Origin of the sequence: Acinetobacter tianfuensis (assembly GCF_003611465.1) — a bacterium.
Lineage (GTDB): Bacteria > Pseudomonadota > Gammaproteobacteria > Pseudomonadales > Moraxellaceae > Acinetobacter > Acinetobacter tianfuensis.
This window is the reverse complement of sequence record NZ_RAXV01000014.1, coordinates 1-25438: the sequence shown is the minus strand read 5'-3', so window position 1 is coordinate 25438 and position 25438 is coordinate 1. Positions and strand designations below refer to the sequence as shown.

Here is a 25438-nt window from a genome sequence, read left to right as displayed (position 1 = left end):
TAGTCCGTTTGCAAATTCATTCATTTTTTATTTTTATCTGATTATTCATACGTCAAATTATCTCTACACACCGCATTTACATCATTTAAGGCCACTGCTCCCGATACCCCCCATACACGTCAAAAAGCAAAACCCGCAATCATGCGGGTTTTGCTTTATAACATCTGTCAATTAAACATCTAAATAATCCAAGATGCCTTCCGCAGCCTGACGGCCTTCCCAGATAGCCGTCACGACCAAATCAGAACCGCGCACCATATCACCGCCCGCAAAAATTTTCGGATTTGATGTCTGGAATTTATATTCCTGCTGCTCTGCTGCAACTACACGGCCAGAGCCATCAAGACCTACATTTACATCAGCAAACCAATCTGCTGGCGAAGTACGGAAACCAAAAGCAAGAAGTACCGCATCAGCAGGAAGGATCTCTTCCGAACCTGGTACAGGTTCTGGGCTGCGGCGGCCGCGGCTGTCAGGTTCTCCTAACTGCGTTGTTACCACTTTTACGCCAGTTACTTTGCCATTTTCCCCCACAATCTCAATCGGCTGACGGTTAAACTGGAATTCAACACCTTCTTCTTTGGCATTTTTCACTTCACGGCGTGAACCCGGCATATTCTCTTCGTCACGGCGGTATGCACATGTCACAGAAGCAGCGCCTTGACGAATTGAGGTCCGGTTACAATCCATTGCTGTATCGCCGCCGCCAAGCACAATCACTTTCTTGCCTTCAACACTGATGTATTCAGATGGATCTTTTTCCCAGCCCTGCGTACGGTTCACATTGGCAATAAGAAAATCAAGCGCATCTACCACGCCATCTAAATCCTCGCCAGCAAAACCGCCTTTCATGTAGGTATATGTCCCCATACCCATGAATACAGCATCATAATCTGCAAGAAGCTGATCAATGGTAATATCTTTGCCAATTTCCATATTTAAACGGAATTCTACGCCCATGCCTGTGAAAATTTCACGGCGGCGTTTCATCACGTCTTTTTCCATTTTAAATTCTGGAATACCAAAAGTCAGCAAACCGCCAATTTCAGGGCGCTTATCAAAGACCACCGGCTTAACACCGTTACGTACCAGAATATCCGCACAGCCTAAACCAGCAGGGCCCGCACCGATAATGGCAACTTTTTTATCGGTCCACTTGACCGAAGACATATCTGGACGCCAGCCCAAAGCAAAAGCTGTGTCATTGATATATTTTTCAGCATTGCCGATGGTCACTGCGCCAAAACCGTCATTCAGCGTACACGCGCCTTCACACAAACGGTCTTGCGGACAAACACGGCCGCATACTTCCGGCAAAGTATTGGTTTGATGGCAAAGCTCCGCAGCTTGAAAAATACGGCCTTCTGAAATCAGTTTTAACCAGTTTGGAATATAGTTATGAACTGGACATTTCCATTCACAATACGGGTTACCGCAGCCTAGGCAGCGATGTGTCTGGCTGGCTGCAACTTCTGCAGTAAAAGGTTTATAAATTTCCACAAAGTCTGTTTTACGGACAGCAATATCTTTTTTCTCTGGATCTTGGCGTGCTACATCCAGAAATTGGAAATCATTATTTAGGCGTTCTGCCATGTCTTTCTCCGTGGCTAGATGCAAGGAATTCACAGTTGCCTTGCATCTGGCTTACTTTCTGCAGTCGTGGAATTATTGTGGATCAGCTTGAGTTGTTTTCAGCAAAGTCTGCAAATTTGCAGCCTTCGGTTTCACCAGCCAGAATTTACGGCTGTAGAAATCAAACTCATGGCGGATCTTATACGCCCAAGCACTGCCTGTTTCTTTAATATGCTCATCCAAGATACGAAGCAAGAACTCTTGATGCTCTTCCATCGCCTCTGTAGAAATACGGTTGAGCTCAATCAGCTCGTGGTTGTAATGGTCAACGAAGTCATTATCCAAATCAAGCACATAAGCAAAACCGCCTGTCATACCTGCACCGAAGTTATGACCTACTTTACCCAATACAGTCACAATACCGCCAGTCATATATTCACAGCAATGGTCGCCCGCACCCTCAATAACCGCAAACGCGCCAGAGTTACGAACGGCAAAACGCTCACCTGCAGTACCTGCAGCAAACAGCTTGCCGCCAGTTGCTCCATATAAACAGGTGTTGCCAATAATTGCAGTATTTTGTGTTTGGAACGGCGAACCTTTTGGCGGAAAAATAGAGATACGGCCGCCTGCCATCCCTTTACCCACGTAGTCATTCGCATCGCCTTCAAGGCTGATATGCAAACCGCCAGCGTTCCATACACCTAAAGACTGGCCTGCCGTACCTGTAAGATGGATTTTCACAGGATGCGCTTCCATGCTTAAGTTGCCATAGCGTTTCGCAATTTCACCTGAAATACGTGCACCGATTGAACGGTCACAGTTGCCGATCTTGAAGCTATACTCACCGCTTGTACCCGCTTCAATTGCAGGCAGCATCTCAGCAATCATTTGTTCAGCAAGCAAACCCTTGTCAAATGGCGCATTGCCTTCAACTTGGCAATATTGCGCTTTGCCTTCCGCAGCAGGATGCGATTCAAGCAATTTGCTTAAATCCAAATGCGCATGCTTATCTGTTTCGCCTGGCAGCATTTCCAGTAAATCTGTACGGCCAATCAAGTCTTTTAAGCTTGCCACACCCAGTGCCGCCAACCATTCACGTGTTTCTTCCGCAATAAAGTGGAAGAAATTGATCAGCATTTCAGGCTCGCCGATGTAGTGCTCTTGACGCAAATGATCCTGCTGAGTCGCAACACCTGTCGCACAGTTATTTAAGTGGCAAATACGCAGGTATTTACAGCCTAATGCAATCATCGGTGTAGAACCAAAACCAAAGCTTTCCGCGCCTAGAATGGCTGCTTTCACAACATCTAGGCCTGTTTTTAAGCCGCCGTCAGTTTGTACGCGCACTTTACCGCGCAAGTCATTCACACGCAGCGCCTGATGCGCCTCAGAAAGACCCAGCTCCCACGGTGAGCCCGCATGGTGAATAGAAGAAAGCGGAGAAGCCGCTGTACCGCCGTCATAACCAGAAATGGTAATGAAGTCTGCATACGCTTTTGCCACACCCGCAGCAATCGTACCGACACCCGGTTCAGAAACCAGCTTAACGGACACCATCGCCTGCGGATTCACTTGTTTCAAATCAAAAATTAACTGTGATAAATCTTCAATTGAATAGATGTCGTGATGCGGAGGCGGAGAAATCAGTGTTACACCCGGCACAGAATAACGTAAGCGCGCAATTAAGCCGTTCACTTTACCGCCTGGCAACTGGCCGCCTTCACCCGGTTTTGCACCTTGAGCTACTTTAATTTGAAGCACTTCTGCAGATGTTAAATAGGCAGGAGTAACACCAAAACGGCCCGATGCAATTTGTTTAATTTTCGAGTTGCGGATAGTGCCGTAACGCGCAGGATCTTCACCGCCCTCACCTGAGTTTGAACGGCCGCCGATTGTATTCATTGCAATGGCAATCGCCTCATGCGCTTCAGGAGACAATGCGCCCAAAGACATGCCTGCTGAGTCAAAGCGCGGTAGAATCGCTTCTATAGCTTCCACTTGATCCAATGCAATTGAGTTATCCGTTTTCAGCTTAAATAAATCACGGATCGTTGCAATTGGACGGTTATTTACCAGCTCAGCATATTCTTTAAAGTCTGCATAATTGCCAGAACGCACAGATTTATGCAGCGCATTAATCACGTCAGGGTTAAATGCATGGTATTCCTTATCAAATACAAATTTCAGCATCCCGCCTTGATCAATTGGCTTACGTGTTTTCCACGCCAAATCTGCCAATTTTTTCAAATCGTTTTCAAGATCCGTAAATGTCGCGCCTTTAATACGGCTTGGAACACCAGTGAAGCATTTTTCAACCACTTCATCAGACAAACCGACCGCTTCAAATAATTGACCGCCGCGGTAAGACGCAACTGTAGAGATACCCATCTTAGAAAGCACTTTAAGCAAGCCTTTCTCAATCCCTTTACGGAAATTCGCTTGCGCGTGAATTGGGTCGCCTAGTAGCTCGCCTTTCGCAATCAAATCATTAATCACATCATATGCAAGATATGGATAAATCGCTGTTGCGCCAAAGCCCAAGATCACAGCAAACTGATGCGCATCACGCGCTAACGCAGTTTCAACAATAATGTTGGCATCAGTACGCAGACCTGCATTCATTAAATAATGATGCACCGCACCTGTTGCCATTAAAGCATTTGCCGGCAAATAGCCTTGACGGATTTTACGGTCAGACAGTACCAATAATGTTTTGCCCGCACGGATTGCAGCCGCAGCTTCCTCACAAATACGCGCAATTGCAGCTTCCAAGCCTTCTTCTGCCGCATAGTTCAGATCAATATCTGCAATTTCATAACCTTTACGGCCAATCGTGCGGATCTGATGCATTTTAGAATTTGACAATACAGGGCTTGAAACGATTAAGCGGTCTGCATGCTCAGGGCTTTGCTCGAATACGTTTTGCTCACGGCCAAAACACGTCTCCAATGACATGACAATCGATTCACGCAATGGGTCAATTGGCGGATTCGTTACCTGCGCGAACTGCTGACGGAAATAGTCAGATACATGACGCACTTGACGCGACAACACGGCCATAGGCGTATCATCACCCATAGAACCGACTGCTTCCTGACCGCTTTCAGCGATTGGGCGAAGCAGCTGATCACGCTCTTCAAATGTCACCAAGAACATTTTCTGCGCGGCTTTCAGGTCATCGCCTTTTAAGCCTTGATCACATAAATATTCTTCAAGTTCAGGGCTGCCTTGAATACGTACTGAGTTTTCACGCAGCCATTGACGGTACGGACGCATGCGTTTCAGATGGTTGCTGACGTCTTTGGTGTCTAACATTTTCCCTGTATGCGTATCAATCACCAAGATTTGACCCGGACCTACACGGCCTTTAGAAATCACATCTTCTGGCTCATAGCCCCAAACACCAATTTCAGATGCCAGTGTAATGTAGCCATTTTTGGTAATGACCCAGCGTGCTGGACGCAAACCGTTACGGTCAAGCATACAGATCGCATGACGGCCATCTTGAATAACCAAACCGGCTGGGCCATCCCACGCTTCCATATGCTTAGAGTTAAATTCATAGAATGCGCGTAAGTCTGCATCTAGCGTTTCAACGTTCTGCCAAGCAGGCGGCACAAGCATACGCAGCGCACGGAATAAATCCATACCGCCGCCTACTAAGAGCTCAAGCATGTTATCCATACTGGATGAATCCGAACCTGTACGGTTCACAATTGGGTTCAGCTCAGTAATACCCGGCAATAATGGGTTTTCAAATTTTGGCGTACGCGCTACTGCCCAGTTGCGGTTGGCAGTAATGGTATTGATTTCACCATTGTGCGCTAAATAGCGGAATGGCTGCGCTAAAGGCCAGCGCGGCAAAGTATTTGTAGAAAAACGCTGATGGAAGACTACAATATGTGACTGCAAGCGCTCATCAGCCAAGTCTGTATAGAAGTCTGCAATATAAGCAGGCATCATCAAACCTTTATAGCTGATCACAGTTGAGCATAAAGTCGTGACATAGAAGTAAGAGTCTGCTGTCAACAGCTGTTCCGCGCGGCGGCGCGCCATAACCAATTTACGGTTGAACTCCACCTCAGACACGCCCATTGGGCAGTTCACAATAATCTGCTCAAATGCAGGCAAAGACTGCATTGCGATTGAACCCAAAGCATCATTATTGGTTGGCACCACGCGCCAGCCCAAAACTTTACAGCCTTCGGATTCAATCTCTTTGGTTAATACTTGTTTCGAGTGCGCTGCTAGTGCTGGATCTAAATTCAGAAAAACCGTACCGACAGCAAAAATTTCACTTAATGTAATGTCGCTGATTTTCTTTGCTTCTTCACGGAAAAATTGTTTTGGCATAGCCAAAAGCAAACCGCAGCCGTCACCTGTTTTACCATCCGCAGCAATACCGCCGCGGTGGGTCATACAGCTTAAGCTATGAATAGCAGTTTTTACGAGGTCATGGCTTTCATTACCCTGCATATGGGCAATTAAACCGAAACCGCAGTTATCTTTAAACTCATCCGGTTGGTATAAACCTTGAGCGGGAGCTACAGTATTAGGCGATGGCATGTGCATAGCGTACCCTTCTTTTATACTGCTCTTTCGAGCCACTAACAAAATCAAACTTATTCTTTGCGATTGAGTCTTAATCCACTCACATGAATTGTTTTACTGAACAAAATTATTTCTTCTTCACATACTTAAGATAACCCTAAAATCGTTAGCTTGCATATGTCTTCATGCATAATTTGCTGAGTTTTTCAGTTCAGGTCAGATGACTGCTTCGCACTCTAATCGAATCATTTTCGCGCCAAAATAGGGAGATGAATTCAATTTACGCACCATTTAAGCAATAAATATGCCAACTTAATGCAATACTAGAAAAGCTGCTGATTTAACGGAAGTTTAAGGCTCATCTCTAAGTAAGCCGCTTTATTTTTTAATACTTATGCACCATTTAGACGCACATTTACTTTTTTTTGTTTTAAGTATGCTCTATTTTAAGCCAGCTTAGTTAAATGGATCGCTGACTTCATGCTCAGCAGGCGCTGACTGGCGGCTGGCTTCCGCAGAACTTTGAGATTTTTTCACATCAACCACATTTCCATCTGCATCTCTGCGTGTCACAGTTGTCGTTGTTGTTGCATTTTTTGCAGTTTCCGCCTGAGCTGCCTGCTGCGCTTGAGCTCGGGCACGGGCCGCAGCCAGTTGAGCTTCATCTACTCGCGGTACAGGGACCGTTTTCAGTTTCACTGCATATAATTTTGCATTTACATTAAGCTCATCAGAGCCCAAATCATTCACTAAAGGCTGATATTTTTCCAGCTGCACCGGCATTGGCTTGACTGACTCAGGAAGAACCAGTTTAAGATCCGCCAAAGCCTGTTTTGCTTCAGCCTCACCGCGGTAAGTGCCGTACAGTAGCACATATTGCTCTGGATGATCCTCACCAGAGAGCCTTAAGTAAATAAGACCTTTACGCTGCGGCTGTTTTTTTAAGAAATTTTTTAAAATCGTTTCATCAGAAACACGAAACAATTCAATACTATATGTATTTTTATTATCTGCAATAAACTTAGTACCTCTAAATTCAGAATCATGCTGCGCAGTAACAACGACACGTGTCGTCATATCTAAAGGCTGAACCTCATCCGACAGCGCACCAAGATGGTGCATCGATGCCACTTTTTCTGGCTGAATCTGTAATTCAATTTCAGTTTCAGGCTTTTTTTCAATTTCCACCAAATCTTTGGTATCGGTGATTGCCCAAAATACAAGCGCGCCAAATAAGCATAAACCCGCAAACACGAGCCAAATATATTGCTGTATTTGAATATGTGCTTTAAGACGCGCCATGAGCTACCTTTTCTTTATTGCTGATTTGCCAGAATCGACTGTTTCATCAATTCCACATCAAACTCTTTAGTAATAACCGCTTGTCCTAATTTTTTCATTAAAACAAGACGAAGCTGGCCATTTAACACTTTTTTGTCATGTGACATATAAGCTAAGAATTCATCTAGAGGAATTTTAGGACAAACTGCAGGCAAATTGGCGCGTAAAATGATTTTTTTTGTACGTTCAACATCTTCAGCTGAAATCCAGCCCATACGGTGTGATAAATCTGCAGCCATGACCATGCCTACAGCAACAGCCTCACCATGCAGCCAAGCGCCATAACCCAAATATGACTCAATCGCATGGCCAAAAGTATGGCCTAAATTCAGCAAAGCACGCTCACCTTGCTCTTTCTCATCATTTGCCACAATTCGCGCTTTATGCGCACAAGACTTATAAACCGCTTCAGCTAAAAGCTCAGGATTACGGGCAATCAAACCGTCCATATTCTCTTCAAGCCAAACCAAGAATTCCTGATCACCAAGCAATGCGTACTTAATCACCTCAGACAAACCCGCAGACAGCTCACGGTCAGGCAAAGTATTCAGCTGAGACATATCCGCCAATACAGCTTGCGGCTGCTGAAATGCGCCAATCATATTCTTGCCCAATGGATGATTAATGCCTGTTTTCCCGCCCACGCTTGAATCCACTTGAGACAATAACGTTGTCGGCACCTGAATAAAGTACACGCCGCGCTGAAAACATGCCGAAGCAAAACCGGCCATATCCCCAATAACACCGCCGCCCAAAGCCAGCACGGTACAGTCACGGTTAAAACCCGCTTCCAATAAAGCATCAAAAATAAGATTCAAATGCTCAATATTTTTGTATTTTTCACCATCTGGCAAAACACATACCGCCGTCTTTTTTCCTAGCGCCTGAACCGCCTGCTCATAATGCTCCAGATATAAAGGCGCAACCGTTGCATTTGAAACGATCATCACTTGCTTGCCATGGATATACGGTTCTAGCAAAGCTTGAGGATTTAAGTGACTGCCAATAAAAATAGGATAACGGCGTTCGCCAAGTTCGACATGTAAAGTTTGCATGGATAATGAGGCTCTATGAGTGACTAACTGCTTTTGAAGAAAGAATCATATTCAAAATTTTATGCGCCAAATCACGGGCAGCGCCTTGATTGGTTTCAATAATATGGTGTGCGACTTCACGATACAGCGGATCCCGCGCAGCCAGTAAATCTTTTAATTTTTGTTCTGGATTTTCAACTTGTAAAAGCGGGCGATTTTTATCACGGTAGGTACGCTGCAGCTGAATTTCAACAGGCGTATAAAGATAAACAACAATACCGCGATGTTTTAAAAACTCACGGTTTGGGGCTTGAGTGACCGCTCCGCCGCCTGTTGCAAGAACAAGCCTATCGCGTGCAGTTAACTCATCAATAACCGCCGTTTCACGCCCTCTAAAACCAGCTTCCCCTTCTTTTTCAAAAATCCAAGGAATGGTTGCTCCTGTTTTTCGTTCAATTTCATGATCACTGTCAATAAAATCACGGCCTAACAGTTCAGCTAAATGACGCCCAACGGTTGTTTTTCCTGCCCCCATAGGCCCTACCAAATATATATTTGGCAGGGTTTCAAACTCATTGCTTGGCAAGGAGTCACCTTTTGATTTTGTTAATTTCAAAATATATTAATGATTTCTTGAAACACTGTCATTAACAATTCGTGGAGTAACAAAAATTAGCAGTTCTGTTTGATTCGATACTTTCGAATTATTTTTAAATAAGTTGCCTACGACTGGCAGCTCAGCTAAAAAAGGAACCTTCTGATAGCCACTTCGCTTAATGTCATCAAAAATACCGCCTAATACGACTGTTTCACCATCACCTACCAACACATTGGTTTGAATTTCATTGGTGTTAATCAAATAGCCTGCAGCGGTTAAATCACCCACGGTATCTTTTTCTATTTTCAGTTCCATTTGCACTTTACCATCAGGCGTAATGCTTGGCGTAACTTCCAATTTCAAGTTTGCATCCACAAAGCTTGTTGTTGTTCCGCCTTCAGCACTCCATGACTGATAGGGAATCTGATCACCGCGCAAGATATACGCTTTTTGTTTATCTCCAGTCAACACTTTCGGTGCAGAAAGCACCTCACCATGACCATCTGACTGCAGCGCAGTTAACTCCAAATCCAGCATAAAGTCTGAAATTTTGAGTAAGCCAAAATTGAATGTCCCTGCCGAAGCCGTACCTAGATCTACACCTAGATCGAATTTAGGTGAGAAATCTCCGCCCCAAACGTTTGAGCCATTTGAACCGCCAGACAGACTCGGGTTATTGCGCGCTAATCCCCAATTGATACCCAAATTGCGTGAAAATTCAGTTTGAGCAGTCACAATCCTTGCTTCAACCATCACCTGCTTAACTTCTACGTCCAGCAAATCAACCATCTTACGGATTTTGTCAATATTTTGAGACGTATCATTAATAATTAAGGTATTCGTTCGCGCATCAACAGATATTGATCCACGTGAACTTAGCAATGCATCTGAAGCATTATTACCGCCATTATTGCCGCCATTCGTATTATTCGTCTTACTTTGAGTAATCAGCTTTTCAATATCCGCCACCTTAGCATAGCTAAGCTTTAGATATTCTGTTTGAATTGGCGCTAATTTGATACTTTGCTCCAATGCTTTTGCTTCATCTTCTTCAGCTTTAATCAGCTCTGCAACTGGCGCAATCCAAATCACACTGCCATTACGGCGCTTATCCAGATTTTTCGTTTTTAAAACAATATCCAGCGCCTGATCCCAAGGTACATCTTTCAAGCGTAAGGTAATATTTCCTTGTACTGAATCTGCTGCCACCATATTAATATCGGTAAAATCAGCCAGCAGCTGCAGAACGCGTCGAACTTCGATATCCTGGAAATCAAGTGAAATTTTCTTGCCTGTATATTGATTTGCAGCTTTAGGCTTTAATGGATTCTTATCTTCTGGACGTTTTAAGCTAATCGTTAAACGATTATCTGTCTGATAAGCCATATATTCATAGCTGCCAGAAGTCGAAATTGTAATAAGGCCGTTACCCTTTTCATTTTGCGCATCCACCGTCGCTACCGGTGTTGCAAAATCATTTGCATTTAACCTGCGCACCAAATGTGCCGGCAATTTACTGCCTAAAGTACGCACCACAACCTTACTGCCTTGCTGCTGTACATCAACTGGCGTATTGCTGCCCATTAAGTCAATCACAACTTGGCCTTCACCCGCTGAACCGCGCTGAAAACCGATATTTGAAATGCCCTGAGTTTGCGGCACTGCAACAGGCGCGGCTGCAGTATTGGCCGCATTGATTTTTAAAATAAAAGTATTGCCTTCAACACGCGTTGTAAATGCTCCGGCATCAGCTAAATTTACAGTTAAACGCGCCCGCTGCGCATCAGATGTCACATCTACTGATTGCGCTTCTTGTGTAGCAACAGGAATTGTACTTTGCTTTAAGCTTTGACCTGCTTTATCAAAATCCAGCACTAATCGAGACGGCTGTTCTAATTGATAAGCTTGCGGCTGGGGTGGCAAGCCATTGAACATTACGCGAATTTCCGTACCTTGCCCAGGAATTTGCATAGGCACAATATTAGTAACACTCACCTGTGCGCTAGCAGCCTGCATAACCGCCATTGCTACAGCACCCATTGTAAACTGACGAAACACATGGTTCATTGTATTGCCATCCCCAAAAATTAAATCTGTCATAATCTTTTTCATTTTTATTCCTTTAAGCTCAAGGCGCCAGCCCAATTAAAATCAGGCTTCTTGGACGCTCTACATATCCCTCTCGCCCATCTGGAATAACCTCAATCAAATCAATTTGAGTCGGTGTAATATTGATAATCCGACCTTGATTGAGCCCCATATAACTGCCGCGCTGTACACGTTCGATCTGACCATCCGGCGTTTGAATCAACGCGGTGATTCCGCCTGACTGATTCCGCATACTGCCTTTCATGTTCAATGTTTCTAATGCATAGCTTTCTAGCGGCTGCTGCTGGCGGTTAAAATTCGGGTACACCCGTTTTCCAGCCATAATTTTCAGCTCAGCAGCTAAGGAACTTGGCAAGAATGGACTTTTAAGCTGATGCGCTGCATAAACAAAAGTTTCAACCGTCGTAAAATCTGGCGCCGGTTCAATCGGCAAGGGCGCCTGATTGCGAATATTAGCCATTTCCTGATTAACAGCATCAATTCGGCTATCACAGCCAGCAAATAACAGCCCCATCATTGAAAATAATGCGATATGTTTCATTTTCATTATTGAGCGCCTCCTGCAGATGCATTATCCGTACTGCCAATATATCGGTATGTTTTCGCCTGCATGACATAATCAATTTTTGGAATTTCCGACTTTGCATTGCTGCTGCCAGTCGCACTAATCGTAAAATCATGCAGCGTCACAATACGCGATAAACCCGCAATACCGCTGACAAATGAACCAAATGCGTGGTAATCACCCGTTGCTTCAATCGAAATCGGCTGTTCAATAAAGAATTCTTGTTTAACTTCCGGCTCTAAGCGAATATTTTTAAACTTCAAACCAGAATTAACACCTGTCACGTTAATATCTTCAACCAAACCTGGAATCTCTGTTTCCTTCGGCAATTGATCTAGCTGCTGATTAAAACGTGTTTCCATTTCCTGCAATTGAGTCTGGTACTGCTGTAAATTACGCAGTTTCGAATCTTTTTCTTTAAATTCATTTAATAAATTTTGTTCTTGCGCACTTGCATTCGCAATCGCCTCAATTTTGCCTTTAATCATGACAAAATAGCTAAGGACCAAAACAAAAGCAAAGATCAAAATCCAGCAGGTAATTTTGACCGACAAAGGCCAGCTGCCGTAATTATTGGGATCTAGTGTATTAAACTGCTGTAAAAATTTATCCAGCGTCATTTTTTTCTTTACTGGTGCAGCTGGCTCTTGATTTAATTCATCAAAGTTATCTTTGCTCATTTCGGCGCCTCCGCAGTTGTTACGGCTGAAGCTGGTTCAGAAGCCGCATTCGCTTGATCTGCAGCAGTTGCTTGCACCGTAATTTGGTCCAAATCAGCTGTGACGACAAACGCACCATAGCTCTCCTCTACACGCGGAACTACAGAACTTGGAGCACGCGCTTTTTCTTCTGCAGCCAAGAATGAATTCATAAATGCATTGCGATACCATGGAGACGATTCCAAGTTACGCAACAGCTCAGCGACAGCATTTGGACTTTCAGCTTTACCTTCAAATGTAAATTTATCACCTGAACGCGTAAATCTAGTAATGTACAAATTCGCCGGCATGACCCGTACAAGCTCATCAATCAAATGTACTGCAATTGGACGCTGAGACTGTAAACCTTGAATAAGCTTCATACGTTCAACAATCGCATTACGCTGCTCTTGTAAACCATCTAGCGATTTCAGCTGCACATCTAAATTCTGGTTAGTACTGATAATCAGCTGATTTGCCTGTTCTTGATCCTGCAATTTTTGATCATAGTAGAACCATACTGCAGCTGCTGCTAAAACCCCTAAAAAAAATGTCCCAATGCAAAGCGCAATAAATTCTTTTTTTCGTTTCTCTCTTAGCTCATCGCGCCAAGGGAGTAAGTTAATCTTTGCCATTAATCAAAACTCCTCAATGCCAAACCACATGCCACCAAGAGCGATGAAGCATCATTTTCAATTTTTTTAATATCGATTTGAGGTGAGAAACCCATTTGTAAAAATGGATTGGCAATGGTTACACGATAGCCTAATTTCTGCTGCAGCAATTTCGCTAAACCAGGAATATTGGCATTACCGCCCGCGAGTAAAATATGATCAATTTCATTAAACTGAGATGATGAGAAGAAGAACTGCAATGAGCGCGCTGCCTGCTGAACCACTGCCTCTAAGAACGGTTCCAAAACCTCTACATCATAATCATCCGGAAGTGCGCGGGTTTTTTTCGCACGGCCCGCTTCTTCAAAAGACAAACCGTATCGGTTTTGAATTTCTTGAGTCAGCTGCTTGCCGCCAAAAACCTGCTCGCGGTTATAAATGACTTTATTATTCTGCATGACATACAGCGTTGTCATACTGTGACCGATATCCAAAATACCAACTGTCTTTACGCCCATTGGCAATGTATCTGAAAATACTTTAAATGCATTTTCTAAAGCAAAGCTTTCAACATCGGCAATTTTGGGGGTCAGACCAGCCAGCTCCAAAACTTCAGAACGGCCTTCGATATTTTCAATACGTGTTGCAACCAGCAGCACATTTACACGGTTGGGGTTTGCTAAAATATCTGGAAGAACTTCAAAATCTAAACTAGCTTCATCCAGCGGGAACGGAATGTATTGCTCGGCATCCATACGGATTTGCACTTCACGCTCATCTGCTGTCATATCCGCATCCATTTCGATAACTTTCGTAATCACCATGGATGTCGGTATAGCAAAAGATGCATTTGAAGATTGCGTATTGGCCAAGTTAATAGCGCGCTCTAATGAGTCGCCGACCGCTTCAGGATTCAGGATGTTTTTTTCAACAACGCTGCCCTCTTGCAGCGGGACCAAAGCATAGCTTTCAACCCAGTGCCTGCCGCCTTTTACAGAAAGTTCCAGAACCTTAACAGAAGTTGAACTAATATCTACCCCTATTAACCCCTTATTTGGCTTACGATATAACCTGAGCACAATATCATTCCTATTATTTTTTTATCCCCAAAAAAAAGTAACCCACTAATTAATACAAATCAGCCTATAATTTATTGCAGATACAATATCTCATATAACATTCTGCGCGTCTTAAGGATATACTGACCGCTAATTAGTTTGCCATTAGCTCTTATTAAAACTTACTTGTTATGAAAAAGCTATCTTGTTCAGGCCTCGTTCACCCATTTTTTTTGATCTTAATTTTAGTTTTGATCTCTATTCCGATGGGTTTTTATGGCATGTATCTCTATATTGCACCATCTTTGCCAGAAATGTCCACCCTGAAAAAGGCGCCATTATTAAAACCGCTGCAAGTATATAGTGCTGATAATGAGCTGATTGCAGAATATGGCGGCAAACTCTCTGTGCCGGTTGAGTACGAGCAGATTCCGCCTGCATTTATTCATGCTTTTCTAGCAGCTGAAGATTCTTCATTTTTTGAGCATAGCGGCATCAGTTTTAAAGGTTTAGGGCGGGCCGTCAGCGAAAGTATTACAGGCTCTGATGTGCAGACTGGCGGATCGACCATTACCATGCAGGTCGCTAAAAACTATTATTTAAGCTCTGAACGAACCTTAAAACGCAAACTGACTGAAGTATTCCTTGCACGAAAAATAGAACAAAATCTCAATAAAGAAGAAATTTTATCGTTATATGTCAATAAAATCTTTTTAGGCAAAAATGCTTACGGGATCGCCGCTGCAGCTAAAATTTATTACAACAAGAGTTTAAGTGAACTTTCACTCGGCCAAATGGCCATGATTGCAGGCCTGCCAAAAGCGCCATCTAAATACAACCCCGTAGCCAATCCTAAACGCGCTCTAGAACGCCGCAACTGGATTTTAGGCCGCATGCTGCAGTTAGGCTACATTTCTCAGCAGCAATATGAAGCTGGGATTGCAGAGCCTATTAATCTAGATATGCCTGACCGCGGTATCAGCAACCGATTTCCCTATGTCGGTGAAATGGTCCGCACAGAATTAACAGAAACACTTGGCGAACAGGCAGTCGATTCTGGCTATAAAGTCTATACAACCATTAACAGCCAGCGTCAGGCTTATGCAGAACAGGCAGTACAAGAGGGCTTGGAGAGTTATGACCGCCGCCACGGCTGGCGCGGTGCAGAAGCCCACGGCAAACCGTTAAAAGAATTTACAGCATTCGCAAATACCTACCCAGCCCAAGTCATTAAAGTGGGAAGTTCAACTTTTGATGCCTTACTGCAGGATGGCACTGCTATTACTGTACCCTGGTCGGGTATGTCATGGGCCCGTCCCTACCGCAACGCTAACAGCGTAGGCAATGCGCCGAGCAAAGCCTCACAAATTGTGAAAGTTGACGATATTGTCCGCCTGCGCCCGAATGAACAGAAAACCGCATGGTCATTAGTTCAAATCCCTAAAGTGCAAGGTCAGCTGATTGCCTTAAATCCCAATAATGGCGCAATTGAAGCAGTTGTTGGCGGCTATAATTTTTACCATTCAACATTTAACCGCGCGCTGCAAGGCTGGCGTCAGCCTGGCTCTACCATTAAGCCTTTTGTATATGCATTGGCGCTGGAACGAGGCATGACACCATACAGCATGGTGAATGACAGCCCCATCACCATTGGAAAGTGGACACCTCGCAACTCTGATGGACGCTATCTAGGCATGATTCCGCTGCGGCGCGCATTGTATTTATCACGCAATACCGTTTCCGTGCGCTTATTGCAAATGGTCGGCATTGAGCGGACACGCCAATTGTTTATGGATTTCGGCCTGCAGGAAAACCAAATTCCGCGCAACTACACGATTGCCCTAGGCACCCCCCAAGTCTTGCCGGTACAAATGGCAACAGGCTATGCTGCTTTCGCCAATGGCGGTTACCGTATCCAGCCGCACTTTATTGACCGCATTGAAGATGCATATGGCAAAGTCATTTATCAGTCCAATCCTGATTATGCCTGCATTGCATGTATCAATGAAAAAGAGGCTCCAATAGACAGCGCGGATCCGGCAACACCAGATGATGAAGTCATTGAAGTGACCAATCAGCCAGTTGCGGCAAATCATCCTAAAACCGCAATTGATACCGGCAATTACCGTCAAGCGCAGCGCATTATTAAATCAAGTTCTGCTTATGACATGGCAAATATTTTGCGTGACGTGATTCAGCATGGTACAGGCCGTGCCGCTTTACGTATTGGGCGCAGTGACTTAGGCGGAAAAACAGGCACGACAAATGATGCTAAAGATGCATGGTTTGCGGGTTTCAATGGCAAATTAGTGTCGATTGCATGGGTTGGATTTGACCAGCCTACCACGCTTGGCCGCCGTGAATATGGCGGTGTGGCAGCCTTGCCCATTTGGACAGACTTCATGGCAAATGCTTTGCAAAATACGCCTGAGTCATGGGTACGCTTAGACAAAAGCGCCAAAGCGCCTATACAGCGCGGACAAGCCGCTGTTCAAATACAAGAGGGAGCAGAACCAGACCGCTCATCTCCCGCCTTAGCTCAGCCGATTTACCGTCCAGCGCCGGTGGCGCCGCAGCGCACACCGCAAAATGACTTTGAAGACTTGCCCGGTGAACAGCCGCTTGCGCCAACCCGCACAGCACCGCCTGCGATGGACAGCCAGCCAGCTCAAAAGCCTGCAAATGATGCTTTAGGCAACCTCATACAGCAAGTTCAATAATAAAAAAGCCCTCGTATTTGAGGGCTTTTTTATATACAGCGCATTAGTGTTTTTGAAACACAAAAACTTGATAATGTGCTGTTAACTCAAATTGATCATGCTGCTCCAGCGCCTGTCTACGTTCTGGCTTAGCTTTGTATGCATACGGCGTCATCGCAATCAAATTCTTTAAATCTGCCTGATTCAGCAGCATAGGCGCTTCAACCACTTGCTGATCCAGCAAATTAAAGCAGTCTGACAGCTGTTCAGCAAATTTGCTTGGCTCATGCTGCTTCACTTCTTCAAATAAAGCTTCCCGCATAGCATACAGATGCTCTGGTGCAGGTGTAACCACCAATAAATATGCTTTTGGCTTTAATACTCTTAAGATTTCTTCTTTTGGAATTGGACTGAATAAGCTGGTACACAGATCAATACTTTGATCCATCACTGGCAATGTCGCTCCAGTACCGACAATCCATGTGACCTGCTTATTTTGCTTAGCTGCTGCCTGTACCGCATTTTTAGCAATATCAACACCGACACACTGCATCACTTCGGCCTGCATCGCATTGGTATAGTAGCCTTCACCGCAGCCAATATCTAAAAGGTTTTCAATACGCAATTCACGTATTTTTTTGACCACTGCCTGCTGCAGCGGCGCATAGTGGCCTGCACTCAAAAATGCACGGCGCGCCTGTACAGATTCAGGTGTATCGCCGGGATTTTTACTATGTTTGTGCTGCACCACATGCAGATTGACATACCCCTGCTTTGCCACATCATAGCTATGGCCATTTTCACAGCGCCATGTTCTTTCTTGCAGCGCCAAGCCTGTTTTGCACACAGGGCACATCAGCAGATTCATCATTTTCTCCAAAGCCGCGAAGGCATTAAAAAAGCCGGCAATTGACCGGTTTTTTATTTTCAATTTTTTGCTTAACGCAATTTTAAAGTCATTAGACCCAAAACTACCAGCATAATTGTAATAATCCAAAAACGGATGACAACCTGAGTTTCACGCCAGCCTTTTTTCTCATAATGATGATGCAGAGGCGCCATCAAAAATACACGCTTATTGCGCATACGCAATGAACCAATCTGCAAAAATACCGACACCGCTTCTACAAGGAATACGCCCGCCATAATGGCGAAAACGATCTCCTGACGAACCATAACGGCAATCGTACCCAGCATAGCGCCTAAAGATAAGGCGCCGACATCACCCATGAAGACTTGCGCAGGATGTGCGTTAAACCATAAAAATGCCAGACCTGCGCCAATCATTGCTGCGCAAATCACAACCAGTTCGGAAGCATAGCTCACATAAGGAATATGCAAATATGTCGCAAAACGGATATCACCAGCCAAATAAGCAAATACGCCTAAACCTGCAGCAACTAAAACAACAGGCATAATTGCCAAGCCATCTAGACCATCTGTTAAATTCACCGCATTTGACGCGCCATTAATCACTAAATATGTGAAAATAATGAAGCCGATACCCAATGGAATCATTGAAAGCGGGATACTTAAGTCCTTAAAGAAAGGAATAAGCACGTCCAGCATATCCGCAGTCTGTGCTGGGTTTGGCTGACTCGATGCAATCACATACAGCGCAATACCTGCACCCAGTGAGGCAACAGAGGTCCAAAAGAACTTTTTCTTTGCAGGCAGGCCAGCATTATCTTTATAGCGGATTTTAATCCAGTCATCTGCCCAGCCTACAGCGCCAAATACCACCATAACACCCAGCACAATCCATACATATGGGTTAGATAAATCTGCCCATAACAATGTCGATATGCTGATAGACAAAAGAATCAGTACACCGCCCATTGTTGGCGTACCCATTTTTTTAGCATGGTTTTCAGGCGCATATGAACTGACCGCTTGACCATATTTAAGCGCCTGCAATTTTCGAATCATTACAGGGCCAAGGACAAGACCAATTGTCAATGCCGTTAAGACACTGAGCAGCGCACGAAGCGTTAAATAGCGAACCACCTGAAACGTGCTGTCATAGCCCGCCAAATGTTCAAATAGCCATAACAGCATTTAGAGTTTCTCCATCAAGGCAGCCATAAGTGTTTCCATATGGGTAAACCGCGACCCTTTAAACAGAAAAGACATCGGCTGAGGTTGATGTGTTTCAATCAAACTTATTAAAAATGGCAATGCCTGCTCTTGGTTTAAAAAAGCCTGCATTTTTTTACCATATTGTGTACTGCGCGCGCCTTCTTGCATAGCAGGAGCAAATTCGCCCACTGCAACTACAAAATTGAGGCCTTTTACCGAAACCAAATCACGGCCCAGCTTATAGTGCTCAATCGCCGCAGATGCACCGAGTTCACCAATATCACCTGTCACCATGACGCGGACACCGTCCTGCTGTGACAGTACTTCAGCTGCTGCGCGCATAGAACTTGGATTCGCATTATAAGTATCATCAATAAACAAATAATGTTGATGCGAAATGAAATTGAGACGGCCTTTTGCGCCTTTTGCCTGCTCCAAACCAGCAGCAATATCATCCAGCCCCACACCAATCGCCAATGCAAAAGCCGCCGCCGCTGCCGCATTCTGAACATTATGCTCACCGGCAAACGGCAGACGGACTGGGCAGCTGCCTGTTGGCGTATGCAGCATAAATTCTGCAGACTGAGCATGCAGCTGAATATCCGCTGCATAAACATCACCGCCCGCACCAAAACTTAATTGTTTCTGCGTCTGAACTGCACTGCGGATCACATCTGTATAGTCATCTGCTGCTGGAACAATTGATGTCCCCGTTTGAGCAATATGTGCGTATATTTCAGATTTTGCATTGCAAATGCCGTCACGGCCGCCAAATTCACCCAAATGCGCAGTCCCGATATTTAAAATACCAGCAACCTGCGGCTGCACTAAATTTGAGGTGTAATCAATTTCACCTTGATGGCTTGCACCCAGCTCCATCACAGCATATTGATGCTCCGCACGAAGCTCTAACAGCATGACGGGCACACCAAGATCATTATTCAAATTACCGCGGGTAATCAGCGTCGGCGCTAGACGCGACAAAATACTGCCCAGCATTTCTTTGGTTGTCGTTTTACCGCTGCTGCCTGTCAGCGCAATGACTTTCAGATCAGGGTATTTCGCACGGCGGCAAGCGCCTAAACAACCCAATGCCAAGCGCGTATCTGCGACCACAAGCTGGCAAATATCAGCGTCAACAGGATGGCTTACAATGGCAATTTCACAGCCATTTTCAGCCACTTGCAGAATAAAATCATGAGCATCGAAACGCTCGCCTTTCAGCGCTAAGAAAGCATCACCTTTCTCTGCATCACGAGAGTCAGTCAAAATACGCTTGATCGCTCCTTCTGGAACACGCCCATGATGCCAATGCCCTTTCGCAGCGTCAGCCAATTCAGCAGCTGACCAAGGTTCTAAAGGCACGGTACTGGTTGTAGAGGTATGCATATTCTTTCCTATTAAGCTGGATAGCCTGAATCAGGGTGATGATGCAAAGCCTGAACAGCAGACTGCACCTCGACCACATCATCAAACCAATGGCGCACGCCATCAATTTCTTGATAATTTTCATGACCTTTACCTGCGATAACAACAATATCGCCAGCTTTGGCCTGCTTCACAGCAAATTTAATCGCTTCACGGCGGTCATGAATTTCATGTACCTGATGATTTGCAAACTGAATGCCTGCTTTCATATCTGCAAAAATTTGTTCTGGATTTTCCGTACGCGGATTATCTGACGTCAGCAGCGCCACGTCCGCATAATCTAAAGCCGCCTGTGTCATCAGCGGGCGTTTGCCGCGGTCACGGTCTCCGCCGCAGCCAAAAATAGCCCATAAATCAGCAGCGGCATGACGTTTCAGTGTCGTCAGCACTTGAATCAGCGCATCAGGTGTATGCGCATAATCGACAATAAATAAACGATCTTCATCACGAATCACCTGCATGCGGCCTGGTGCGCCTTGTAATTTTGGCGCTGCCGCAATTAGCGCTGCCAGCTCAAAACCAGCCTGCTCAGCAGCAATCAAACTTGCTACAATATTTTCTACATTGAAATGCCCCAGCAACGGACTATGCACTTCAAAATCGCCTTTCGCTGTTTTTAGCGTAAATACCGCACCGCCTAAGCTATAACGAATATCCTGCACTTCATAATCAGCAGCCTTAGTTGTTGAATAAGTGAGAATTTTAGGCTGGGCAGGATTTTTTTGCGCTGCCTGCAGCATAATGCCCGCATATTCATCATCAATATTAATAATAGCGGCTTTCAGTGAAGCAAACTGAAATAAGCGTGATTTTGCCTCGGCATAAGCTTCTAATGTCTTATGGTAGTCCAAATGATCACGGCTAAGATTGCTGTAAGCTGCGATTTCAATATCACAGCCATTTAAACGCCCTTGCTCCAAACCATGTGAACTGGCTTCAATTGAAGCGAATGCTGCGCCCTGAACAGCATAATCATGCAGCGCATTTTGCAGATGCAGTGCATCCAGCGTGGTATGCGAAGACGCCTCCAGCTGCGGTAAAATACCGTTGCCTGTCGTCCCCATTACTGCGCACTTTTTGCCTTGCAGCATAAGAAGTTCTGCAATTAAGCGTGAAATGGTGGTTTTACCATTTGTGCCGGTCACTGCAATAATCCGTGCTGGCTGAACAGGAGCAGCTGCCTGTAAATATTGCTTCTGCCATTGCCCCATCAACTGACGGACATTAGCTACGGTCAAAGCCTTTTCTATATTTAAATCAATTTCAGAAATCACAGCAAGCGCACCCAAATCTAAAGCAGCTTGAGCAAATTGCGCCGTTTTTTCTGGCTGTGAAAATGACGTGAGCGCAATAAAAATTTGCCCAGCACGGATTTTACGGCTATCTAAATTAAAACCGCCAAAAGGCTGTGTCATCCAGTCTGCAGGCTGGGCAGCGGTGTAAATATCGTTAAAGCAAATTGGCATTCATCACCTCTTACTGGATTTTAGGAGTGTCTAATGGCTTATCTAAAGGCACATTCATCAGACGTAAAGATTCCTGCATTACGCGGGCAAAAACTGGCGCTGCGACTAAACCGCCGTAATACGCGCCTTTCGGGTTTTCCACAACAACAATCATCGCCAAGCGAGGATCACTGACTGGCGCCACACCGGCAAATAATGCACGGTAATCTGTTTGAGAATAACCCTTGCGGTCTGGACGCAGCTTATGTGCTGTCCCTGTTTTACCTGCAACACGATAGCCCGGAATATTGGCTTGACGCGCTGTACCGCCGGGCAGTGTCACCGCTTCCATCATCAGCAGGACCTGATCTGCAATTTTTGCATCTATTATCTGTTCGCCTTTTGGCGCTTCATCCAGCTTATACAGGCTGAGCGGCATTTTTTTGCCCTTATTGGCAATCATGGCATAGGCATCTGCCAGCTGCAGTACAGTTGCATTCAAGCCATATCCATAAGACATGGTGGCAACTTCCGAGACATTCCACTTGCTTGGCGGTAAGATTAAGCCTGCGCTTTCGCCAGGGAATTTTACAGCTGAACGCTCACCGAAACCTAAGCGCTTATAAAATGTCGGCAATGTTGCGTATGGCAACGACAGCGCAATTTTCGCCACACCGACGTTAGATGATTTCTGAATAATTCCGCCGAGTGTTAACGCGCCATAATTATGCGTATCACGGATGGTATGGTTGCCGACCCGCATTGAGCCTGGACCTGTATTAACCACGGTATTGGCGGTATATTTGCCGCTCTCTAAAGCCATTGCCACAGTAATAGGCTTCATGGTTGAGCCTGGCTCAAATGAGTCAATTGCACCGCGGTTACGCATCGCATCTTTATTTAAAACGCCATTTTTATCATTTGGGTTATATGAGGGCCAACTGGTCATTGCCAGAATTTCACCTGTTTTAACATCAACAGCAATCGCCGTGGCAGAACGCGCATTGTTTGCCACACCTGCAGCGGTCAATTCACGGTACATAATGTATTGCAGGCGCGAATCAATGCTCAGGGTAATATTCTCCCCCGGCTCGACCTCTTTAATCACTTCAGGATCTTTAAAACGGTTGCCCTTTTTATCACGCACAATCTGCTGTTCGCCATCCTCGCCCGCCAGACGCTGATTCAGCTGCATTTCCAGACCCTCAATCCCCATACTTTCACTATTGGTCAAACCAATAATCTGAGAATTCGGCTGCGGCTGCGGATAGTAACGCTTATAGTTTTTCTCTGTATAAACACCCTGAAAATCACGTTTCATGATGATTTCCGCTTGCTGCGGCGGGACTTCTTTTTTCAAAATCAAATAACGCGAACGAGGCCGCTCATTCATTTTCGCCCGCAGTTCTGCGCGGTCCATACCGACGGCATCCGCCAGTTCATCTAAATTCAGGTTCTTATCTGGCAGCTGACGTTTCAGCTTATTGCTATTCGGATCTTTTGCCAGTAAAGCTGTTGTTTCTTCAAACAGTTTTTTATTATCAAAATAATCACGCGGATCAATGACAATTTTCATCACGGGTGTGCTGATCGCCAAAGGCACACCATGCCGATCATAAATTACCCCGCGCATTGCGCGGATTTTTTCAGTTCTTAAAATTTTGGCATTGGCTTTATTTTGCAGAAAATCTTTATTAATCACCTGCACATAAAAAGCACGGCCCACTAAGGCTAGAAAACATAGAAGCACCACAGCCCACATCAGATAAAAACGCCACATATCTACGCTGATGGCGGTTTTTCCTGTTACTGACTGCTTCTTGCGTACAGTTTGCTTACTTCTCTTATCAACCATGTTGCAGCTAGCCTTATTTTTTCTCTTCTGAAGTTTGCGGCAAAGAAATAACTACCGTTTGCGCGACTGGCGGCGAATACATCCGAAGCTGCGTGACTGCACGTGTGCCAATCTGAGCTGTCGCGCCAAAAGTTTGCTGTTCAATCAGCAAACGGCCCCACTCTGCATTTAAATCATCACGCTCACGCATGAATGCATTCAGCTGACGGTAATCCTGACGGTATTCAAACACCTGAAATACTACAAAAATTGCACTGATAAATACCAGCGCTACAAGCACCGCATAAATGATGACTTTTTTAAACCGCAAATTGTCAGGGCTTTTTTCTATCGCTTCGGTTTTCATTATTCGCCTTTAAACTATGCGTTCTGCTGCACGAAGCCATGCACTGCGTGAACGCGGGTTGGCTTTCACTTCTTCATCACTCGCTTTCACGCGTGATACTTTCTTTAAACGGCGTGTATCTTCACGCTTTTGCGGCATTCCCCAGCCTGTGTCTTCTGCTAAAGTTGATTCTTTTTGAATAAATTGTTTAATCAAACGGTCTTCCAGAGAATGGAAGCTGATCACGGCCAAACGGCCCTCAGGTTGTAATACTTCCACAGCTTGCGGCAAGAAAACTTCAATATCTTCTAATTCTTTATTAATGGCAATACGGATCGCCTGAAAAGTGCGGGTTGCTGCATGTTTGTTTTTTTCCCATTTTGGATGAGCAACTTTGACAATTTCAGCTAATTCCGCAGTTGTTGCGATATATCCTGCTGCTTTAATCGCTTTGGCAATACGGCGGCTGTAACGCTCTTCACCATATTGAAAAATATAATTAGCCAGCGCTTCTTCTTCTATATCTACTAGCCACTCTGCAGCTGTTTGGCCTTGAGAATTATCCATACGCATATCAAGCGGGCCATCCTTCATAAAACTGAAGCCGCGCTCTGCCTGATCCAGCTGCGGCGAGGACACCCCTAGATCCGCCATAACCCCATCAACCTGCTGAATGCCGCGCGCTGCTAATTCCTGCTTTAAATCGGCAAAGCTGGCATGAATAATCTGAAAGCGCGGATCTTCTTGTTCTAATTCTGCAGCCACAGCCAATGCCTGAGGATCTTTATCGAAACCAAAAACACGTGCATTTTCATCTAATTTTGAAAGTAATAAACGAGTATGCCCGCCGCGTCCAAATGTGCCGTCTACATAAATTCCTGTATTGCGCCCGCCAAGCAGAGCATCAACAGTTTCGTGAAGTAATACAGAAATATGCGACATACAGGATCATTCATTGCAATAAAAAGTAACTGCACATTATTACCTTGTTTTAACAAAGCTCCAAACGACTTTTTGTACAGAAATATTACTTTCCATAGAGAAAACCGTTTTTAACTGTACAAAGCCTGTAAAGCAGAAGATTTAAAGCATACAGCGTATACATTTAATCTCTTATCTGCGTGGATCAGCACAATTTTAAAATATATTTGAAGTTAAATTGCACCATACTGATTTGCACAATGCCTGCTATCTTCATTTCTCTTAAAACCCCTCTCACAACATAATTTTGCATGATTATTCAAGCTGTATTCCCCCAAATATGCCTTCCAATAAATATCACATCATGAATGACAGCAATAAAAAAAGCCTCTGAGTTCAGAGGCTTTTTTTATTCAGCTTTTATCCACTGGAGCGTAAGACCTCATGGTTCAGCATGAGGATATAAGCGACTGGCGTAAGCCATACGACATAGGGTGTCGTATTAAATATCTCTACTGTTCTCTACTTAGAGTATTGTTGTTA

Annotated in this window: 18 protein-coding genes; 1 reads left to right on the top strand and 17 read right to left on the bottom strand. The window is 44.7% G+C overall.

The features are described from left to right. Nucleotides 1-171: 171 nt before the first annotated feature. From D7V32_RS07785 to D7V32_RS07740, 10 genes are all read right to left on the bottom strand, one after another. Nucleotides 172-1593, bottom strand: coding sequence for an FAD-dependent oxidoreductase (locus D7V32_RS07785; protein WP_120402324.1), 1422 nt, complete (start codon nt 1591-1593; stop codon nt 172-174). Nucleotides 1594-1665: 72 nt separating this feature from the next. After that, a complete protein-coding gene (gene gltB / locus D7V32_RS07780) occupies nt 1666-6141 on the bottom strand; it encodes a glutamate synthase large subunit (protein WP_120402372.1) in 4476 nt (1491 codons plus the stop codon). 441 nt (nt 6142-6582) lie between these two features. Then, nucleotides 6583-7428, bottom strand: coding sequence for a hypothetical protein (locus D7V32_RS07775; RefSeq protein WP_120402323.1), 846 nt, complete (start codon nt 7426-7428; stop codon nt 6583-6585). 14 nt (nt 7429-7442) lie between these two features. Then, on the bottom strand, nt 7443-8522 hold the full coding sequence (gene aroB / locus D7V32_RS07770) for a 3-dehydroquinate synthase (protein ID WP_120402322.1): 1080 nt from the start codon (nt 8520-8522) through the stop codon (nt 7443-7445). Between the two features lie 13 nt (nt 8523-8535). Further along, complete coding sequence (aroK, locus tag D7V32_RS07765) at nt 8536-9087, bottom strand: shikimate kinase AroK (protein ID WP_120402321.1); 552 nt, start codon at nt 9085-9087, stop codon at nt 8536-8538. A 36-nt stretch (nt 9088-9123) separates the two neighbouring features. Further along, nucleotides 9124-11211 (bottom strand): type IV pilus secretin PilQ family protein, encoded by a 2088-nt coding sequence (gene pilQ, locus D7V32_RS07760; protein WP_120402320.1) that lies wholly within the window; start codon nt 11209-11211, stop codon nt 9124-9126. Nucleotides 11212-11227: 16 nt separating this feature from the next. Beyond that, the gene (locus D7V32_RS07755; RefSeq protein ID WP_120402319.1) at nt 11228-11755 is read right to left on the bottom strand and encodes a pilus assembly protein PilP; all 528 of its coding nucleotides are present in this window, start codon (nt 11753-11755) and stop codon (nt 11228-11230) included. Continuing rightward, a complete protein-coding gene (locus D7V32_RS07750) occupies nt 11755-12453 on the bottom strand; it encodes a type IV pilus inner membrane component PilO (protein WP_120402318.1) in 699 nt (232 codons plus the stop codon). Before D7V32_RS07750 ends, D7V32_RS07755 begins: the two co-directional genes overlap by 1 nt. Further along, nucleotides 12450-13106 carry a PilN domain-containing protein gene (locus tag D7V32_RS07745; protein WP_120402317.1) on the bottom strand — a complete coding sequence of 219 codons (657 nt, stop codon included), beginning with the start codon at nt 13104-13106 and terminating at the stop codon, nt 12450-12452. Before D7V32_RS07745 ends, D7V32_RS07750 begins: the two co-directional genes overlap by 4 nt. Beyond that, nucleotides 13106-14164, bottom strand: a complete 1059-nt coding sequence (locus tag D7V32_RS07740; protein ID WP_120402316.1) for a pilus assembly protein PilM — start codon at nt 14162-14164, stop codon at nt 13106-13108. The genes D7V32_RS07745 and D7V32_RS07740 overlap by 1 nt, the downstream gene beginning before the upstream one ends. A 170-nt stretch (nt 14165-14334) precedes the next feature. Here D7V32_RS07740 and ponA point away from each other — a divergent pair, with 170 nt between their 5' ends. Then, nucleotides 14335-16863 (top strand): penicillin-binding protein PBP1a, encoded by a 2529-nt coding sequence (ponA, locus tag D7V32_RS07735; protein WP_120402315.1) that lies wholly within the window; start codon nt 14335-14337, stop codon nt 16861-16863. A 43-nt stretch (nt 16864-16906) separates the two neighbouring features. Here ponA and D7V32_RS07730 read toward each other — a convergent pair whose 3' ends face one another. The 7 genes from D7V32_RS07730 to rsmH form a co-directional block, all read right to left on the bottom strand. Beyond that, nucleotides 16907-17710: a putative RNA methyltransferase gene (locus tag D7V32_RS07730; RefSeq protein WP_120402371.1), complete on the bottom strand. Its 804-nt coding sequence runs from the start codon at nt 17708-17710 to the stop codon at nt 16907-16909. Between the two features lie 71 nt (nt 17711-17781). Beyond that, nucleotides 17782-18900, bottom strand: a complete 1119-nt coding sequence (mraY, locus tag D7V32_RS07725) for a phospho-N-acetylmuramoyl-pentapeptide-transferase (protein ID WP_120402314.1) — start codon at nt 18898-18900, stop codon at nt 17782-17784. Then, nucleotides 18901-20310, bottom strand: coding sequence for a UDP-N-acetylmuramoyl-tripeptide--D-alanyl-D-alanine ligase (locus tag D7V32_RS07720; protein WP_120402313.1), 1410 nt, complete (start codon nt 20308-20310; stop codon nt 18901-18903). Between the two features lie 11 nt (nt 20311-20321). Continuing rightward, complete coding sequence (locus D7V32_RS07715; RefSeq protein WP_120402312.1) at nt 20322-21815, bottom strand: UDP-N-acetylmuramoyl-L-alanyl-D-glutamate--2,6-diaminopimelate ligase; 1494 nt, start codon at nt 21813-21815, stop codon at nt 20322-20324. A 10-nt stretch (nt 21816-21825) separates the two neighbouring features. Continuing rightward, entirely contained in the window at nt 21826-23649 is a 1824-nt protein-coding gene (gene ftsI / locus D7V32_RS07710) for a penicillin-binding protein PBP3 (protein WP_120402311.1), read from the bottom strand. Between the two features lie 13 nt (nt 23650-23662). Then, nucleotides 23663-23995, bottom strand: a complete 333-nt coding sequence (gene ftsL, locus D7V32_RS07705; protein WP_120402310.1) for a cell division protein FtsL — start codon at nt 23993-23995, stop codon at nt 23663-23665. A gap of 9 nt (nt 23996-24004) precedes the next feature. Further along, a complete protein-coding gene (gene rsmH / locus D7V32_RS07700; protein ID WP_120402309.1) occupies nt 24005-24916 on the bottom strand; it encodes a 16S rRNA (cytosine(1402)-N(4))-methyltransferase RsmH in 912 nt (303 codons plus the stop codon). Nucleotides 24917-25438 lie beyond the last annotated feature (522 nt).